Source organism: Sinorhizobium medicae, assembly GCF_007827695.1.
Lineage (GTDB): Bacteria > Pseudomonadota > Alphaproteobacteria > Rhizobiales > Rhizobiaceae > Sinorhizobium > Sinorhizobium medicae.
In genome coordinates, this window is record NZ_VITA01000007.1 from 82,632 (window position 1) to 97,423 (window position 14,792).

Sequence of the window (14,792 nt, forward strand, 5' to 3'; positions counted from 1 at the left end):
GCGGCGATTCCTCGCCTCCGCCACTTGCATTGGAAAGCGTCGAAAAAAAGACGATCAGCGGGCCGCCACGAGGCCTTCGCGCTGTGCGCGCTTACGGGCCAGCTTGCGGACGCGGCGGACGGCTTCTGCCTTTTCGCGCGCACGCTTCTGGGACGGCTTTTCGTAGAAGTCACGCATCTTCATTTCGCGGAAAATGCCTTCACGCTGCATCTTTTTCTTAAGAGCGCGGAGCGCCTGGTCGACATTGTTATCGCGGACAAGTACCTGCACGTGAATCCCGTTCCTTTGCTTCGAGTGGTAAGCCTCACCATCAGGTTTAGGGAGGCAATAAATTTACGTTCGCTGGGCGAGAACCCTACGATTAAAAGAGCCGATAACAGATCGCGCGCAGAAAGTCCAGCGCGGAGAGACTTTGGACGGGGAAAAAGCGCCGGGGCCGTCTGCGGCCGTGTAGCCTCGATGTCGCAACTCCGCGCAAGTCCGCCGGATCGCGTCGCAAAAGAAACGTTGCGTGGTCTCCGGATTTGCGATTTCTAACGCCAACGGACGTTTACCGGTTCATGGAGTAGCAGGCGGATGCGCAAATATTCTGTTTTTGCCGTGGCGCGCGAAGCGCTGCGCGGGCACAAGGGTTGGGGCCCGCACTGGGCCTCGCCGGAGCCGCGCAAGCAATATGACGCAATCATCATCGGGGGTGGCGGCCATGGCCTCGGCGCGGCCTACTATCTTGCCAAAGAGCATGGCATAACCAATGTCGCCGTGCTCGAGAAAGGCTGGATCGGCGGCGGCAACACCGGCCGAAACACGACGATCATCCGGTCCAACTATCTCTATGAAGAGAGCATGGACATCTACGAGCATTCGCTGAAGCTCTGGGAGAACCTGTCGCAGGACCTGAATTACAACGTGATGTACTCGCCGCGCGGCGTGATGATGCTTTCGCACAACATCCACGACCAGCAGTCCTTCAAGCGGCATATCAATGCCAACCGGCTCTACGGCATCGATAATGAGTGGCTGACGCCGGAACAGGCGAAGGCCTACTGCCCGCCGCTCGATATCTCGAAGACCGCCCGATATCCGATCAACGGCGCGGCACTGCAGCGCCGCGGCGGTACGGCGCGCCACGACGCGGTTGCCTGGGGCTATGCCCGCGCTGCGTCGGACCGTGGCGTCCACATCATCCAGAACTGCGAAGTGACCGGCATCAGGCGCGACGAAACCGGGCATGTGACCGGCGTCGACACCAATCGCGGTTTCATCGGTGCGAAGAAGGTCGGCATCTCGGCTGCGGGCCACTCGTCGGTTCTGATGCAGATGGCGGATGTGCGCGTCCCGCTGCAGAGCCAACCGCTGCAGGCGCTCGTTTCCGAGCCCTTGAAGCCCATCTTCCCCTGCGTCGTCATGTCGAACTCCGTGCATGCGTATATTTCGCAGTCCGATAAGGGCGAGTTCGTTATCGGCGCCGGCACCGACCAATATAACTCCTACTCGCAGACCGGCGGGCTGCAGATCATCACGCATACATTGGATGCGATCTGTGAGCTCTTCCCGATGTTTCGTCGCGTCAAGATGATGCGGCAATGGGGCGGCATCGTCGATGTCACTCAGGATCGTTCGCCGATTCAAGGCGTGACGCCGGTGCCCGGCCTTTATCTCAATGCCGGATGGGGAACGGGCGGTTTCAAGGCGACGCCGGGTTCGGCCAATCTCTTCGCTCATCTCATCGCGCGCGGGGAGCCGCACCGGCTGGCCGCGGGGCTTACCCTCGAGCGCTTTCGCACCGGGCGGCTCATCGACGAGGCGGCGGCTGCCGCCGTTGCCCATTAAAGCATGAGCTTACCGGAGCGAAGCGAGGATCGATACGGTTATGCTTCAGAGAAACGAACATAGAGCGGCCTTTCGCGCCTTCCGCTGAAGCGCGGCGCTCTGATGCGAGGACATTCCAGATGCTGTTGATTTACTGCCCCTATTGCGAAGAAGAGCGCTCCGAGCTCGAATTCCGCAATGCCGGCGATGCCCATATCGTCCGGCCGGCCAATATCGCCGAGATCAGCGATGAAGAATTCGAGGAATACTTCTTCCTCCGTCAGAACCCGAAAGGGCTGATCTATGAGAGATGGCGCCATATCCACGGCTGCGGCCGCTTTTTCAATGCTGTCCGTGACACCGTAAGCGACCGCTTCCACGTGACCTACAAGGCCGGCGAGCCGAAGCCCGACCTCGATGCCGAGCCGAAGACGAACGAAACGGTCGAGACCTACGAGGCATTGGAAGGAGTGGCAGAATGACCGGGGTCAACCGCATTTCAGGCGCGGGCCGCCTGACACCGGCGCGCACCGCCCGCTTCACCTTCGACGGCCGGACGCTGACGGCGCTCGAGGGCGACACCATCGCCTCGGCGCTCATTGCCAACGACATTCATCTCGTCGGCCGTTCGTTCAAATATCACCGTCCGCGCGGCATTCTTTCCGCAGGCGCCGAGGAGCCGAATGCTTTGCTCGACGTTTCTCGCGATGCCGCCCGCCGGCAGCCGAACGTCCGCGCCACCGTGCAGGAGGTCTTCGACGGCATGAGAGTGTCGTCGCAGAACCGTTGGCCTTCGCTTGCCTTCGACGTCGGCGGTTTCAACGATCTCTTGTCGCCCTTCTTCGCAGCGGGATTTTATTACAAGACCTTCATGTGGCCGAAAGCCGCCTGGCATAAGCTCTATGAGCCCTTTATCCGTCGGGCCGCCGGTCTCGGTGTAGCGCCGACGGAGACAGACCCTGACCATTATGCAAGCCGCTATGTCCATTGCGACGTGCTTGTGGTCGGCGCCGGCGCCGCGGGGCTTGCGGCGGCACTTGCGGCGGCTAATGCCGGCGCGAAGGTGATCCTGTGCGACGAACAGCCGGCTGTCGGCGGTGCCCTGCATTACGACAGCGGCAGCGAGATCGACGGCAGGGCGGGCTATGACTGGGCGCTGGCGACGGGCAAGGCGCTGGCGGCAATGGACAATGTCACGCTGCTGACCCGCACGACGGCCTTCGGATATTACAACCACAATTTCGTAGGCCTCGTAGAGCGCGTGACGGATCACCTGCCCGCGCCCGACAAGGCGCTCCCGCGTGAGCGGCTGTGGCAGGTGCGCGCGAAAAAGGTCATTCTCGCCAACGGCGCCATCGAGCGCCACATGGTCTTCCCCAACAATGATCGTCCCGGGATCATGCTGGCCTCGGCCGGCCGCACCTATCTCAACCATTTCGGCGTCGCCGTCGGCAAAAAGGTGGGCATCTATGCAGCCCATGATTCCGCCTATGAGGCGGCCTTCGACCTCAGAAAGGCCGGCATCGACATCCCTGCTATCGTCGATTGCCGCGAAAAGCCGGGCGACATGGTGCTTGCGGAGGCGCGAAGCCTCGGCATCGAAGTGCTGAGCGGTCAATCGGTCGTCAACACATCCGGCAAGCTGCGCATCTCCTCCATCAGCGTCGCTCGGAACGGCGGCGGAGCGGCACGCAAGATCGCGGTCGACGCACTGCTGGTCTCTGCCGGTTGGATACCTTCGGTGCATCTCTTCTCGCAGTCGCGCGGCAAGGTGACCTTCGATGCGGCGACGGAGCGGTTCCTGCCGGGAACCTATGCGCAAGAATGCCTCTCCGTTGGCGCCTGCAACGGCACGGACGACCTGCAGGCGACGATCGACGAGGCGCTTGCCGCCGGTGAACTGGCAGCCCGTGCAGCGGGTGCGGAAGGTGGCGTGCAGGTTGCGCTCTCCGGCCGCAATGCCTTCGAATGGACGGGCGGCATGATCGGCGCAGCGGAAGGCGCGGGGCAGGATACGACGGTCAAGGCCTTCATCGACTTCCAGCACGACGTCTGCGCGAAGGATATCCGCCTGGCGGTGCGAGAAGGGATGCATTCGATCGAGCACATCAAGCGGTTCACGACCAACGGGATGGCATCCGACCAGGGTAAGCTCTCGAACATGCATGGCCTTGCGATCGCCGCCGAAGCGCTGGGCAAGGAAATCCCTCAGGTGGGGCTCACGACCTTCCGCCAGCCCTACACGCCGGTGACCTTCGGGACCATCGTCAGCCACTCGCGCGGAAATCTCTTCGATCCCGCCAGAAAGACGCCGATCCATGCGTGGGAGGAGGCGCATGGCGCCGAGTTCGAGGACGTCGGCAACTGGAAACGCGCCTGGTTCTATCCGAAGGCGGGCGAGAACATGCACGAGGCGGTCGCGCGCGAATGCAAAACCGTTCGCGACGTGGCCGGAGTCTTCGATGCATCGACCCTCGGAAAAATCGAGGTGGTCGGCCCTGATGCAGCCGCGTTCCTGAACCTCATGTATACCAATGCCTGGGACAATCTGAAGCCTGGCCGCTGCCGCTACGGCATCATGCTTCGCGATGACGGCTTCGTCTATGACGACGGCGTCGTCGGCCGTCTGGCCGATGACCGCTTCCATGTGACGACGACGACCGGCGGCGCACCGCGGGTGCTGCACCACATGGAGGACTATCTTCAGACGGAGTTCCCGCATCTGAAGGTGTGGCTGACTTCGACGACCGAGCAATGGGCCGTTATCGCCGTACAGGGGCCGAGGGCGCGCGAGATCATCGCGCCGCTTGTCGAAGGCATCGATCTATCGAAAGAGGCCTTCCCGCATATGAGTGTTGCGGAAGGGAGCATTTGCGGTGTTCCGACCCGGCTCTTCCGAATGTCGTTCACCGGCGAGCTCGGTTTCGAAGTCAACGTTCCCGCCGATTTCGGGCAGGCCGTGTGGGAAGCGATCTGGGCAAGGGCCGAGCCGATGGGAGCCTGCGCCTACGGCACGGAGACAATGCACGTTCTGCGCGCCGAGAAGGGATACATCATCGTCGGCCAGGACACGGACGGCACTCTTACGCCTGAAGATGCCGGCCTCTCCTGGGCAGTTTCGAAGAAAAAGCCGGATTTCGTCGGCATTCGCGGAATGAAGCGGCCGGATCTGGTCAAGGAAGGCCGCAAGCAGCTTGTCGGGCTGCTTGCGAAGGACCCGCAGGTGGTGCTGGAGGAAGGGGCGCAGATCGTTGCCGATCCGAACCAGCCGAAGCCGATGACCATGCTTGGCCATGTGACCTCGTCCTACTGGTCGCCGAACTGCGGCCGTTCGATCGCGCTGGCGGTGGTCGCCGGCGGCCGCGCGCGCCACGGGCAGACGCTCTATGTGCCGATGGCCGACCGGACGATCGCCGTCGAGGTAAGCGACATGGTGTTTTTTGACAAGGAAGGAGGTCGCCTCCATGGCTGACCAGGCAATCGCTACCCGCAAAGCTCCGCTCGCCGGCCGCCGTGGCGGCTCGCCGGCGGCGATCCTGACGCCGGCGGAACCGGCTTCGCGCATTTCGCTGCGCGCCGGCCATGACGCCATATCCGCTCTCTCCGCCGCGCTCGGTGTGACCGTTCCCTTGCGGCCGAAGACCTCTGCATCAACAGGAAAACGCCACGCGCTCTGGCTCGGCCCCGATGAGTGGCTGGTCATCGACGAGGAGGGTGCCGATCTGGTTGCGGCGGCCGCGTCGAGCGGAGCCCTGCACTCGGCCGTCGACGTCTCGCATCGGAACACTGCTGTCATCGTCAGCGGACCCGGCGCGGAGGCGGCGATCAACAGCGGCTGCCCGCAGGACCTGTCGCTCGCCCTTTTTCCCGTTGGTGCCTGCTCGCGCACGATATTCGGCAAGGCGGAGATCGTGCTCCTGCGCACCGCCGAGGATACCTTCCGCGTCGAATGCTGGCGGTCGTTCTCGCCCTTCGTGTTCGGGCTATTGTCGGAAGGCGCGGAAGACGCCGGGCACTGACGCGGCGTAGCGTCGGCCTTTCTTCGGCCTGAAGCCCTTCTTCCGCAAGGAGGCGGGGGCGAACGAGACGAGCCGCCGCCCGTCGGCCCGGCCTGGGCGAAGCTGCCTAGCCAAGGCAACCTGCCGCCCCTCGGAACAGGTCTTAACCCGGCAGGCTTTCTTGCATCGGGCGGTTATAATCGCTTTCTTTTGAAGGGTCGGAAGTGTGTCGGCGGCACACCTCTCGAACGACGGATAAAAACATCAGGTATAGTACGATACTCGCTGCATCAGACGCTATCGCAATGACGGTGGCGTGCTTGAGTTCAGCTATCGTCTCGGTGTTCAGAGTATTCCTGAGCACGGCCTTGCTCACGAATATGTTGAAGAGCCACACGAACCACCAAATCGGAAAAAAGTCGGGTACCTGGTCCTCTTTCCAGGCATCTCCTCCGCGTCCCGCCTGCCATATTTCCTTCATGGCCTGATAAGGCATCCAGAGGCTTGCGATCGGAATGAAATACCAGCCGATAGACCAATTCGGCGTGAATCGCATCCCGACTGCCCCCCGAGCGCGAGCGCTCTGGTTCGCGCTCCTGATCCATGTGAGCGAGGCGATCATTGCGCAGATCCACAAGAAGACTTGCAGCCCGGCAACAACTTGTTGACGGAGGTCATTGCTCTCGGCTGCCGCCAGCATTGTGTCATTAACGGCAAGCGCAGTTTCGAATTGATCAAGAAGTCGATGCTGTCCGTAGCTTGAAGCAATGCCAACGACGTCGACCAGGATAATCAGGCAGAAGAGCCGAGTTAACCATTTGCTCCAAGCTTTCATGTTCCCCTCTAGGTTGTATTTACCCAATGTTGCACGAAAACTTATTCAGGGCAACACGATCTGTTCCGGCCAGTCGTTGCTCGATTGGCGGTCGGCCTCTCAACCGGGCTCGCTAACGGTCCGCAGCAGGGGGAGAGTGAAGACGGGCTCTCCCGCATCTCGACTTACGGGAGACAATGGCATCTATATTTCCTCGCACGAACTGCAAACGGGAGGAAAGAGCTTGAAGACACGTGCGGCGCTGCTGAGGACATCACCTGTCGGGAGGCCCTACGCCCATACGAGGCCGCTTTCGATCGAGACGATCGAGCTCGATCCGCCGGGGCCGGATGAATTGCTCGTGAAGATCGGGGCCGCCGGCCTCTGTCACTCCGACCTGTCGGTCATCAATGGCGACCGGCCGCGGCCGGTGCCGATGGTGCTTGGGCACGAGGCCGCCGGGACGGTAGAGGCGGTCGGAAGCAATGTGCATGATCTCGCCGCCGGCGACCGGGTGGTGATGAGCTTCATGCCGAGTTGCGGGCATTGTCTGCCCTGCGCGGAAGGGCGGCCGGCACTCTGCCTTCCCGGAGCGGAAGCGAACGGCAAGGGCACTCTGCTTTCCGGCGAGCGCCGGCTGCATTGCCAGGACGTTCCGGTCAACCATCACCTCGGTGTTTCGGGTTTTGCCGATTATTCGGTGGTTTCCCGCCAATCCGTCGTCAAGATCGAGGCGGATCTGCCGTTGGTCGAGGCGGCGCTGTTCGGCTGTGCCGTGCTCACCGGAGTCGGGGCGATCGTCAATACGTGCCGCGTGCGGCCGGGCGAATCCGTTGCGGTCGTCGGGCTGGGCGGGGTAGGGCTGGCGGCTCTTCTCGGTGCTGTCGCCGCCGGTGCCGAGCGCATCGTCGCGGTGGATCTCGCGGAGGACAAGCTGAAACTCGCCCTTTCGCTCGGTGCCACGGATACCGTCCTGGCGGCAGACTCTGACGCGGCCGAAAAAATCCGCCTCGCGACCCGTGGCGGCGTCGATCATGCGGTCGAGGCGGCGGGCTCCGCCAAGGCCTTCGAACTTGCCTATCACATCACACGGAGAGGAGGGCTGACGGTTTCCGCGGGGCTTGCTCATCCTTCGAGCCAGATCTCCATCCCGGCAGTGAGCCTCGTTGCGGAAGAGCGCAGTATGCGCGGAAGTTACATGGGAAGCTGTGTGCCCGCGCGCGACATTCCGCGGTTCATCGCGCTCTATCAGCGCGGCAGGCTGCCCGTCGACCGGTTACTGTCCAGCACGGGTCCGCTTGAGGAGATCAACGAAGCCTTCGACCTTCTGGATCAGGGCCGCGTGATCAGACACGTGATAGAGTTCTGATCACTTCACCATTGTCACGGAAATCATGTCGGCCATCCCTGCCAGGCGACCCAGCGTCCGTGAAAGTCGGCACGGCCGACGAGATGCTTGTCGCCGCTCGGCCAGATCTGCAGTGAAAGTGCCGCGCCGGGCGCCTGACCGTCGGCTTCCATCTGGAGTCGGGCAAGCGGAGCCTCAGATGTCGCAGCCGCCCCCGCGGCGGAAATCAGAGCCTCACCTGCGTTGCGGGCGATTTGCGGCAGGTATTGCCAGGCGATCGAGTGATAGACAACGTGGGCAGCGCCCGAATGGGCGATCGACAAGCGCATCCTCAGCCAGTCGATCGCGTCCGCCCGCTCGACCAGGCTGCCGTGAAAGGCGGCGAGCTCCAGTGCTTGCCTCGTGCGGTCGATCCGGTCCTGCTGGTCGGCCCAGACATAGGAGAGAAGCCGAAGCCGATCCTCGCTATCGGACGGATCGATGGGATTGAGGTCGCACCCGGCGCGGTCGATGATTTCGACATTCCGCAGGGGCGGCCTTGCTCCCGACCATTCAGGTGCGATGGCCACAGCACTGGCTTCATTGCCCCAATGGTTGCCCGCCAGAGCGTAGCGGTAGCGGTCCCAGTGCAGGTTCAAGCCCGCACTGGCGCCGACCTCCGAAAGCAGAAGTGGTTTTCCGAAAAGCTGCGCCACAGTGAGAAAACCGGGAAGAAGGGCGGCGGAGCGACGCACCTCATTGGTCTGCGGCGCCGAGATGAGGCGGTCGAGGATGAAACCGGCCTGCTGCTCCATTGCCCGAGTGATCGCCTGCCAGAGGGCTTCGTCGTCGTATCGGTTCGGTGGATAGCTTGCCTCGAGCTCCTCGTCGCGGCCGGAGAGGACCAGCGCATGCAAGGCACCGGCAAGGCGTAGCGGCACCGAATCGCCTTTTGAGGTCGGGTCGCCATGCCAGCCGAGGACATGCGTGCCAACTTTCGACCCTGTCGCCAGTCGATCGGCGACGAGACGGCAGAGCCGGGCGGTAAATGGCGATCCCAGTTCGTCGCAGGATCTTGCCTGATCTCGGAAAGCATCGCGAACGCGCGTCCCGGCTGGCGTCGCGTCAGACATCTGCTGGCCGGTCTTTCGGATCGAACTGGATGATCGTCTGCCAGGTCGCGGTCAGCGCCGGTTTCCTTTCGCCTTCGATTTCGACGGTAACATCGTAGGTAATCATCAGCATTCCGGCCCCTCGGAAACGTGCGTCCGCCATCGTAAAGCGGCCGCGTACGCGCGCACCGCTCTTGACTGGCGCCATGAAGCGCACCTTGTCGAAGCCGTAGTTGATGCCCATCGTCTGCTCGCGGATCTTAGGCAGACAATTGTAGTTCATCGCCGAAAGCAGCGACAGCGACAGGAAGCCATGTGCGATCGTACCACCGAAAGGCGTTTCCGCGGCAGCGCGCACCGGATCGGTGTGAATGTACTGGAAGTCACCCGTCGCCTCGGCGAACCGGTCGATCGTTTTTTGCGTCACGGTAATCCAGTCGGAGACGCCGAGCTCCTTGCCGATCAGCTCCTTGATGTCGGAAAGTGAAATATCCTGCGGCATATGGCTGTCCTAAATAGCCTCCCCTGCCGATCTATAGGCCGGCCGGGCAAGGTCTAGCAAGTGGTCGTAAGTCGTTAAAAAAACTCGACGAGAAAGGTGACCGAACGGGCTGGTACGCTTGCCGGTGCCGGTCCATCCGAGAGAGCGTCGCGCCATTCGTTCTTGAGGTTCGCCGGAAGCCGGATCGGGTGTGGCGCGTGGCTGCGGTTGACGACCACGGCAAGCCGGGTGGCTTTTTTCTGGTGGCGATCTTCGGTCGCAAGCATCATGACGAGATTGTCGGTGGCGGGGTGCTCCCATTGCTCGACGGTTAGGGGCTCTCCATCGAGACATAGCCAGGCGACATCGTCGATGCCGGTGAAGAAGGCGGTCTCGGCAAAGACGCCGAAACGCCGGCGCATGGCGGAAAGCCGTGCAGAGTGCTCGACGAGTGTGCCGTCCGGTTTGCTCCAGTCGAGCCAGGTCACGGCATTGTCCTGCGCATAGGCGTTGTTGTTGCCGCCCTGACTGTGGCCGCCTTCATCGCCGGCTCTCATCATGATTGCACCGCGCGAGGCGAAGAGAGTGCTGAGGAGCGCCATGACATCGCGCTGCCGGAAAGAGGCGATCTCCGGATCCGTTACCGGACCTTCGGCACCGTTGTTCCACGAGAAGTTCTCGTCGTGGCCATCCCGATTACCCTCGCCGTTCGCCTCATTGTGCTTGCGGGCGTAGGAGACGAGATCCATCAACGTGAAGCCATCGTGGGCGGCGATGAAGTTGAGGCTGCGGGTGTCCGTCTCGCCCCATCGAGAAAAGCTGGCGGAGGAGCCGGCGAGCGCTGTCGCAAACGCACCGACCGTGTGACGATCGCCGCGCCAGTAGCGGCGGATGTCGTCGCGTGCCCGATCGTTCCATTCCAGAAAGGGAGGCGGGAAATTGCCGAGCTGGTAGCCGCCGGGCCCGGTGTCCCAGGGCTCGGCGATGAACACGCGGTCGCAAAGGACCGGGTCGGCTGCCATCGCCGAGAAAAGCGCGGCATCGCGGCGGAAGCCACCCATGTCGCGGCCGAGAATCGAGGCGAGGTCGAAGCGGAAACCGTCAATGCCGGCGGCAAGTACGAAATGCCGCAAACTGTCGACGATCAGTCGCTGGACGACCGGGTGGTCGCAGGCGATCGTGTTGCCGCAGCCCGTGTCGTTGATGAGTTCGCCCGGCCGGCCGGTGGCATGGCGATAATAGGTCAGGTTGTCCAGTCCGCGCATCGAAAGCGTGGCGCCGAAACGATCGCTCTCGCCGGAATGGTTGAAGACGAGATCAAGGATGACGCCGATGCCGGCCTGATGCAGGGCATCTACGGTTTCGCGCAGTTCCCTGATGCCGCCCGGCACCAGGCGCGGATCGAGAGCCATCGGCGCAATCGGATTGTAGCCCCAACCGTTGCGCAGGCCGAGCGGAGGCAGATGCCGCTCGTCGATCCAGGCAACCACCGGCATGAGTTCGACCGCGGAAACCCCGAGGCGCGTGAGATGTTCGATGATGGCGGGTTCGGCCAGAGCCGCCACAGTGCCGCGTTTCTTTTCCGGTACGCCCGGGTGAAGGATCGTAAACGGCTTGACCGCAACTTCGTAGATCAGCGCGCCCGATGAAAAGAGTGGAGGCCCGGGTTTTACCGTCTTCGCTTCCGTGACGACTGCTTTCGGGACGAGGTCGGCCGTGTCTTCGCCGAAGGCCGTCAGCCGCGGATCGTGACGAAAAGGCCCGTCGAGCTCGACCGCGTAAGGGTCGACCAGAAGCTTCGACGGATCGAACCAAAGCCCATGATCCGGGGAGTACACGCCGTCGGCGCGCAGGCCGTAGCGGGTGCCGGGCGCTATGTCGGGCAGAATGATGCTGTGGACGTCGCCATCGCGCAGCATCGGCAGGCGGCTGAGCTCTGCCATCCCGGCTCCGTCGAACAGGCAGAGATCGATGCGGGCTGCATTATGCGACCAGACCGTAAAGCGTGTTCCGTCGGCTGCCCGTGTCACGCCGAGTGGTGGAAAGCCGGTCGTCGGCATGAGTGCGGGCCCCCTCATGATATTGCAGCTCAAGTCAGTGCCGGTGTTGATCCCCCTCTGCCCGGCAGGGCGGAGGGGGAAAGGGCGCACAGAGGGCGGCGTTGATACAACACCTCAGGTGATGACGCTCGGTTGGTCGCGGCCGGTGCGTGCCTTGATCTCGGCGATCTCGTCGGCAACGGCGATCAGATCGGCGAGCGCTTCCTGCGTGTCGAGATCATGTCGCGCCGGATCCGGTTCGTAGCGCTCGATATAGACGCGCAGTGTCGCTCCCGACGTCCCCGTGCCGGACAGGCGATAGACGACGCGCGATCCCCCCTTGAAAAGGATGCGGATGCCCTGGTTTTTGCTGACCGACTTGTCGACTGGATCATGGTAGGAAAAATCGTCGGCCGTATCGACCGTGAGCGCGCCGAAGCTCGTGCCGGGCAGCGCGGCCAGCTTGTCGCGAAGCGCAGTGATCAGACTGTTCGCCGCATCGGAGTCGACCTCTTCGTAGTCGTGGCGGGAATAGTAGTTCCGGCCGTAGGTCGCCCAGTGCTTGCGGGCGATCTCGAGCGCGCTTTCCTTGCGCGCCGCAAGGATGTTGAGCCAGAGCAGCACGGCCCAGAGGCCGTCTTTTTCGCGAACGTGGTTCGATCCGGTGCCGGCGCTTTCCTCCCCGCAGATCGTCGCCAATCCCTCGTCGAGCAGATTGCCGAAGAACTTCCAGCCGGTCGGCGTCTCGTAGATGCCGATACCGAGCTTCTCGGCCACACGGTCAGCCGCGCCGCTCGTCGGCATGGAGCGTGCTATCCCTGCAAGTCCTTTGGCATAGCCCGGGGCGAGGTGCGCATTGGCTGCGAGCATTGCAAGGCTATCAGACGGAGTGACAAAGATGCTCTTGCCGATGATCAAATTCCGGTCGCCGTCGCCATCCGACGCGGCGCCGAAATCGGGCGCATCAGGCGCCATCATCGTCTCGTAGAGAGCGCGCGCGTGGACGAGATTCGGATCCGGATGATGTCCGCCGAAGTCGGGCAGCGGTATGAAATTCATGACCGAGCCCTTGGGTGCGCCGAGCCGCTTCTCGATGATCTCCTTGGCATAGGGCCCGGTGACTGCGCTCATGGCGTCGAAGACGACGCGGAAGCCGCCCGCGATCAGTTTGCGGATCGCATCGAAGTCGAACAGGCTTTCCATCAACTCGGCATAATCGGCGACCGGATCGATGACGGTCACCGTCATGTCGTCGACCTGATGGCTGCCTTCCGCGTCGAGGTTCACGTCCGGCGCGTCGACGATCCTGTAGCTGTCGATCGTCTTGCTGCGGGCAAAGATCGCGTCGGTGACCTTTTCGGGGGCCGGGCCGCCATTGCCGACATTGTACTTGATGCCGAAGTCTTCGGTGGGGCCGCCGGGATTGTGGCTCGCCGAAAGCACGATGCCGCCGAACGCCTTGTACTTGCGGATGACATGGGACGCGGCCGGAGTCGAGAGAATGCCGCCGCGGCCGACGAGCACACGGCCAAAGCCGTTCGCGGCCGCCATCTTGATAGCCTTCTGAATGACCTCGCGGTTGTAGTAGCGGCCATCGCCGCCGATCACCAGCGTCTGGCCTTCGAAGCCATCAAGCGAGTCGAAGATCGACTGGATGAAGTTCTCGGCATAATTTTTCTGCTGGAAAACCGGAACTTTCTTGCGCAGGCCAGAGGTGCCCGGCTTCTGGTCGCTATAAGGATTGGTGGAGACGGTTCTTGTCATTTGTCTTAGCCTTTCGCGAGAAGAGCGGAGTAAAGCGAGACGTAGCGTTCCGCGCTTTTTGCCCAGGAAACGTCGGACTTCATGCCCTGGGTCTGCAGGCGTGCCCAGAGCTTCGGTTCATTGTATGCACGCATGACGCGGCGGATCGCAAGCTTCAGCCCGTCGGCCGTCACGGGCAGGAAGTGAAATCCAGTCGCACACTTCGCCGAAAGCGCCGCCTCATTGGCGTCGATGATGGTATCGGTGAGGCCGCCGGTGCGGGCCACGACGGGAACGCAGCCATAGCGCAGGCCGTAGAGTTGTGTAAGGCCGCAGGGTTCGAAACGCGATGGAATGAGGATCGCATCGGCACCTGCCTGCACGAGATGCGAAAGCGGTTCGTCATAACCGGTCACCATGCCGATATGTCCGCGGTGGCGCGAGGCGGCAGCCATGAGTGCGCCTTCGAGCGCCGGCTCGCCCGAGCCCAGCACGACGAGTTTGCCGCCGAGTGCCACGATATCGTCGGCCGCTTCTGCAACGAGGTCCATGCCTTTCTGCCAGGTGAGGCGGCTGATGACGCAGAAAATCGGCCCCGGGCCTCTTTCCAGACCGAAGCGCTCTTCCAGTGCCTTGCGGTTGCCGGCCCGCCGCTTGAGCGTTGCGGGACCGTAATGGGCCGGAATATGCGGGTCCGTCTGCGGGTTCCAGGTGTCTCCATCGATGCCGTTGACGATGCCCGTCAGGTCCGCAACGCGGCTTGCAAGGAGCCCGTCGAGACCCATGCCGAATTCGGGCGTCAGGATCTCCTGCGCGTATGAGGGGCTGACCGTGGTGATTGCGCTTGCCGTCTGCAGGCCGCCTTTGAGGAAAGATACATCCCCGTAATATTCGACGAACTCGGTGGAGAAGGCATTCGGCGGCAGCGCCAGTTCCGGGAACACAGAAGCGCCGAACTGTCCCTGGAAGGCGATGTTGTGGATCGTCATGACGGACGGGATGTCAGATGCGGAGCCGAAGCGCATATAGACCGGCGCCAGCGCCGCCTGCCAGTCGTGGACGTGGACGATATCCGGCTTCCAGTTCGGGACCACGCCGTTGCCTGCAATCTCGGCGGCTGCCAGCGAGAGTGCGGCGAAGCGGCGGAAATTATCGGCATGATCGAGCCCGGTCGTATCCAGATAAGGTCCGCCGTCGCGGTCGTAGAGAGCGGGATAATCCAGGACGAGCAGGTCCATTCCGTTGACTTCTGCGGAAAGCACTGTCGCAGGCTGGCCGAAGAGATTGTCGAAGCGGCCGGCTTTTTTTCTCTTCTTCAGTTTCTGCAGCACCGAGGGGTAGCCGGGTACCAGCGTGCGCGTCCGTACGCCATGCGGGAGAAGTGCTGTGGGCAGTGCGCCGACGACGTCGGCCAGGCCCCCCGTCTTCACCAGCGGGTAGACTTCGGACGCGACTGAAAGGATGTTCAT

12 protein-coding genes are annotated in these 14,792 nt (G+C 62.6%); 5 read left to right on the plus strand and 7 right to left on the minus strand.

All coding sequences use genetic code 11. The features are described from left to right. Positions 1-54 precede the first annotated feature (54 nt). A complete protein-coding gene (gene rpsU / locus FB009_RS14005) occupies positions 55-270 on the minus strand; it encodes a 30S ribosomal protein S21 (protein WP_012066968.1) in 216 nt (71 codons plus the stop codon). Positions 271-576: 306 nt separating this feature from the next. Here rpsU and FB009_RS14015 point away from each other — a divergent pair, with 306 nt between their 5' ends. From FB009_RS14015 to soxG, 4 genes are all read left to right on the plus strand, one after another. Then, positions 577-1,830 (plus strand): sarcosine oxidase subunit beta family protein, encoded by a 1,254-nt coding sequence (locus tag FB009_RS14015; protein WP_012066967.1) that lies wholly within the window; start codon positions 577-579, stop codon positions 1,828-1,830. Between the two features lie 119 nt (positions 1,831-1,949). Then, positions 1,950-2,291, plus strand: a complete 342-nt coding sequence (locus FB009_RS14020) for a sarcosine oxidase subunit delta (RefSeq protein ID WP_012066966.1) — start codon at positions 1,950-1,952, stop codon at positions 2,289-2,291. Next, positions 2,288-5,281, plus strand: a complete 2,994-nt coding sequence (locus FB009_RS14025; RefSeq protein ID WP_012066965.1) for a sarcosine oxidase subunit alpha — start codon at positions 2,288-2,290, stop codon at positions 5,279-5,281. Before FB009_RS14020 ends, FB009_RS14025 begins: the two co-directional genes overlap by 4 nt. Then, complete coding sequence (gene soxG / locus FB009_RS14030) at positions 5,274-5,828, plus strand: sarcosine oxidase subunit gamma family protein (protein ID WP_012066964.1); 555 nt, start codon at positions 5,274-5,276, stop codon at positions 5,826-5,828. The genes FB009_RS14025 and soxG overlap by 8 nt, the downstream gene beginning before the upstream one ends. Before the next feature lie 142 nt (positions 5,829-5,970). On the opposite strand, the gene FB009_RS14035 is transcribed toward soxG, so the two are convergent. Continuing rightward, positions 5,971-6,642 carry a DUF4328 domain-containing protein gene (locus tag FB009_RS14035; RefSeq protein ID WP_012066963.1) on the minus strand — a complete coding sequence of 224 codons (672 nt, stop codon included), beginning with the start codon at positions 6,640-6,642 and terminating at the stop codon, positions 5,971-5,973. Positions 6,643-6,865: 223 nt separating this feature from the next. On the opposite strand from FB009_RS14035, the gene FB009_RS14040 reads away from it, so the two are divergent. Next, a complete protein-coding gene (locus FB009_RS14040) occupies positions 6,866-7,990 on the plus strand; it encodes a zinc-dependent alcohol dehydrogenase family protein (protein ID WP_024311004.1) in 1,125 nt (374 codons plus the stop codon). Positions 7,991-8,013: 23 nt separating this feature from the next. On the opposite strand, the gene FB009_RS14045 is transcribed toward FB009_RS14040, so the two are convergent. From FB009_RS14045 to glgA, 5 genes are all read right to left on the minus strand, one after another. Continuing rightward, positions 8,014-9,081: a DUF2332 domain-containing protein gene (locus FB009_RS14045; RefSeq protein WP_012066961.1), complete on the minus strand. Its 1,068-nt coding sequence runs from the start codon at positions 9,079-9,081 to the stop codon at positions 8,014-8,016. Then, the gene (locus tag FB009_RS14050; protein ID WP_012066960.1) at positions 9,074-9,562 is read right to left on the minus strand and encodes a MaoC family dehydratase; all 489 of its coding nucleotides are present in this window, start codon (positions 9,560-9,562) and stop codon (positions 9,074-9,076) included. The genes FB009_RS14045 and FB009_RS14050 overlap by 8 nt, the downstream gene beginning before the upstream one ends. A 74-nt stretch (positions 9,563-9,636) precedes the next feature. Next, positions 9,637-11,601, minus strand: a complete 1,965-nt coding sequence (glgX, locus tag FB009_RS14055; protein WP_012066959.1) for a glycogen debranching protein GlgX — start codon at positions 11,599-11,601, stop codon at positions 9,637-9,639. A 114-nt stretch (positions 11,602-11,715) separates the two neighbouring features. Continuing rightward, positions 11,716-13,344 carry an alpha-D-glucose phosphate-specific phosphoglucomutase gene (locus FB009_RS14060; RefSeq protein ID WP_012066958.1) on the minus strand — a complete coding sequence of 543 codons (1,629 nt, stop codon included), beginning with the start codon at positions 13,342-13,344 and terminating at the stop codon, positions 11,716-11,718. 5 nt (positions 13,345-13,349) lie between these two features. Continuing rightward, the gene (glgA, locus tag FB009_RS14065) at positions 13,350-14,792 is read right to left on the minus strand and encodes a glycogen synthase GlgA (RefSeq protein WP_012066957.1); all 1,443 of its coding nucleotides are present in this window, start codon (positions 14,790-14,792) and stop codon (positions 13,350-13,352) included.

Coding starts and splice junctions, on each gene's coding strand:
- FB009_RS14015 (WP_012066967.1), top strand. CDS start 577: ATGCGCAAATATTCTGTTTTTGCCGTGGCGCGCGAAGCGCTGCGCGGG.
- FB009_RS14020 (WP_012066966.1), top strand. CDS start 1,950: ATGCTGTTGATTTACTGCCCCTATTGCGAAGAAGAGCGCTCCGAGCTC.
- FB009_RS14025 (WP_012066965.1), top strand. CDS start 2,288: ATGACCGGGGTCAACCGCATTTCAGGCGCGGGCCGCCTGACACCGGCG.
- soxG (WP_012066964.1), top strand. CDS start 5,274: ATGGCTGACCAGGCAATCGCTACCCGCAAAGCTCCGCTCGCCGGCCGC.
- FB009_RS14035 (WP_012066963.1), bottom strand. CDS start 6,642: ATGAAAGCTTGGAGCAAATGGTTAACTCGGCTCTTCTGCCTGATTATC.
- FB009_RS14045 (WP_012066961.1), bottom strand. CDS start 9,081: ATGTCTGACGCGACGCCAGCCGGGACGCGCGTTCGCGATGCTTTCCGA.
- FB009_RS14050 (WP_012066960.1), bottom strand. CDS start 9,562: ATGCCGCAGGATATTTCACTTTCCGACATCAAGGAGCTGATCGGCAAG.
- glgX (WP_012066959.1), bottom strand. CDS start 11,601: ATGCCGACGACCGGCTTTCCACCACTCGGCGTGACACGGGCAGCCGAC.
- FB009_RS14060 (WP_012066958.1), bottom strand. CDS start 13,344: ATGACAAGAACCGTCTCCACCAATCCTTATAGCGACCAGAAGCCGGGC.
- glgA (WP_012066957.1), bottom strand. CDS start 14,792: ATGAACATCCTTTCAGTCGCGTCCGAAGTCTACCCGCTGGTGAAGACG.